Raw genomic sequence first — 2,803 nt, 5'->3', positions numbered from 1 at the left:
AGGTGATTTTGCCGTCAGTCTCCGCTCTTTCCAAGGAGGTATAGAGTATTCTCAATACCAGGGTATTATTAGCCCAGCCTACACAGTTCTACGGCCAAAGATTAAACTTCATGATGACTTCTACAGACACTTTTTCAAATCTTACATATTTATAGAAAAATATCTAAGTATCTCAGTAATTGGTATCCGGGATGGGAAACAGATTAGCATCCCGGATTTTATGACACTTAAGCTCCCTTATCCCCCTATGGAGGAGCAAAAAAGCATATCCGCTATTCTCAACAACGCCCACCAGGAGATCGATCTGCTAAAACAACAGGCCGAGGCCTATCGGAAACAAAAACGCGGTCTGATGCAAAAGCTGCTAACCGGGCAGTGGAGGGTTGTAGTAGAGGAGAGGGTGAAATATGGAGAATAAGACAGCATACCAGGTGAACTCTTTTCCTCATGATGAAAAATATCTCTCCCAGATCCCGGCCCTGCAGCTAATGATGAATCTGGGCTATACCTACCTGACACCAAGACAGGCTTTGGTTGAACGGCAGGGAAAGAGAGGCAATGTCCTGCTGGAAAACATCCTGCGCCGGCAGCTCAAGGAACTGAACCACATTCAGTACAAGGGACGGGAGTTCCTGTTCAGCGAGGAGAATATCCAGAGTGCCATTCAGACCTTGAAGAATATCAAGTATGACGGGCTGCTCCGAACCAGCGAAATCATTTATGACCTTATAACCCTGGGTACTTCCCTGGAACAGACTATCGAGGGCAGCTCCAAGAGCTTCAATCTTCATTATATCAACTGGCGCCAGCCCGAGCGCAACGCCTTCCATGTCACAGCCGAGTTTGGGGTGGAGCGCAGCCGCAGCATTGAGACGGTCAGGCCGGATATCGTGCTGTTTATTAATGGCATCCCCCTGGCGGTAATCGAATGCAAGTCCCCCGGCGTGGAACTGGAGCAGGCAGTTTCCCAATCCATTCGCAACCAGAGCGACAATTACATCCCCAGGCTTTTTATCTATACCCAGTTGGTGATGGCTTTGAATAAAAACGCCGCCCTTTTTGCCACTACCGGCACTCCGGCCCGCTTTTGGGGAGTATGGAAAGAACTGCGGGACCGGGAGGAGGATGTGGCCCGGCTGGTTAACGCCATACTGCCTGGGGCCCGCCAGGATGAGCTTTTCTCCGCTGCCTTCGCTAATTGCCGAAATTATTTCGCCGCCCTGGAAGCAGAGGGTGATCGACTGCTTACGGAGCAGGACCGGGCGCTCTACAGCCTCTGCCGCCCGGAGCGGCTCTTGGAACTAGCCTATCGCTTTACTGTATTTGATGGCGGCATCAAGAAGATTGCCCGCTATCAGCAGTATTTCGTGGTCAAATCAACCATGGAACGCATCAAGCAGTTGGATAACGATGGCAGGCGCAAAGGGGGCATTATTTGGCATACCCAGGGCTCGGGCAAATCCTTGACCATGGTGATGCTGGCCCGGAACCTGGCCCTGGATTCCGATATTCCCAACCCACGTATCGTGCTGGTTACCGATCGCGATAACCTGGACAAGCAACTGCGCAATACCTTTGCCGCTTGCGGCCTGGAACCCAGCCGGGCTAGCTCCGGTAGGAACCTGCTGGAGCTGGTGGCGGAACAAAAAGCAGCCATTGTAACCACCTTGATTCATAAATTTGATAAAGCCTTAAATGTCAAGAAGTTTCAGGACCAATCAAACAACATCTTCATGCTCATTGATGAGAGCCACCGCAGCAATTTCGGCTCTTTCTCCGCCCGTATGCGGCAGATGTTTCCCAACGCCTGCTATTTGGGATTTACCGGAACGCCGCTTATGAAAAAGGAAAAGAATAACTTTCGCAAATTCGGCGGCTTGATCGAACCCCACTACTCCATCCAGCAAGCGGTTGAGGACGGAGAGGTCGTGCCCTTGCTCTACGAGGGACGCCATGTAGAAATGGAGCAGAACCGGAATGCCATCGACCTGTGGTTTGACCGCCACACTCAGGGTCTGAGCCGAGAGCAGCGGGCGGACCTGAAAAAGAAATACGCCCGCGCTGAGATGTTGAACAAGACGGAACAGGTCATCTATATGCGAGCTTTTGACATCTGCGAGCATTTCCGGGCTAACTGGCAGGGAACTGGCTTCAAAGCACAACTGGTCGCTCCCAGTAAAAGGACCGCTTTGCAATATCACCAATATTTAAACGAACTGGATCTGGTTTCGTCAGAGGTAGTCATTTCACCCCCCGATACCCGCGAGGGATATGAGGAGTTTGACGAGGAACCAGCGGACGAGGTGCTGCGTTTCTGGCAAAAGATGATGAAACGCTATGGTAACGAGGAAGAGTATAATAGACAGATCATTCAGCGCTTTAAACACGGCCCGGAGCCGGAGATCCTTATCGTAGTAAGCAAATTGCTAACCGGCTTTGACGCCCCCCGCAATACGGTCATCTATCTCTGCAAAGAGCTGAAGGAACATACCCTGCTGCAGGCCATTGCCCGGGTAAACCGGCTTCATGAGGGGAAGGAATTTGGTTATGTGGTGGATTACGCGGGCCTATTGGGCGAACTGGACCGGGCGCTCACCATGTATAATGCCTTGGAAGGCTTTGACCCCGAAGACCTAAGCGGAACGCTGAGCTCGGTAAATGTAGAAGTAGAGAAATTGCCCCAGCGCTATGCCGACCTCTGGGATTTGTTCAAAGAAGTAAAAAACAGCTATGATGAGGAGGCTTTTGAGGTTATGCTGGCCGATGCGGCCCTGCGCGAAGATTTTTACCAGCGCCTGGCCGA

2 protein-coding genes are annotated in these 2,803 nt (G+C 51.4%); both read left to right on the top strand.

The features are described 5' to 3' along the window. Positions 1 to 418, top strand: a 418-nt coding sequence (locus PHP87_RS11780; RefSeq protein ID WP_299921610.1) for a restriction endonuclease subunit S, incomplete at its 5' end; no start/stop codon positions are given. Further along, positions 408 to 2,803: type I restriction endonuclease subunit R (locus tag PHP87_RS11775; protein WP_299921608.1), on the top strand; the 2,396-nt coding region annotated here is incomplete at its 3' end. The genes PHP87_RS11780 and PHP87_RS11775, both read left to right, overlap by 11 nt.

Source organism: Syntrophomonas sp. (assembly GCF_028707975.1).
GTDB lineage: Bacteria > Bacillota > Syntrophomonadia > Syntrophomonadales > Syntrophomonadaceae > Syntrophomonas.
Note: the sequence above shows the minus strand (reverse complement) of the source record. Positions and strands in the feature narration are given on the sequence as shown.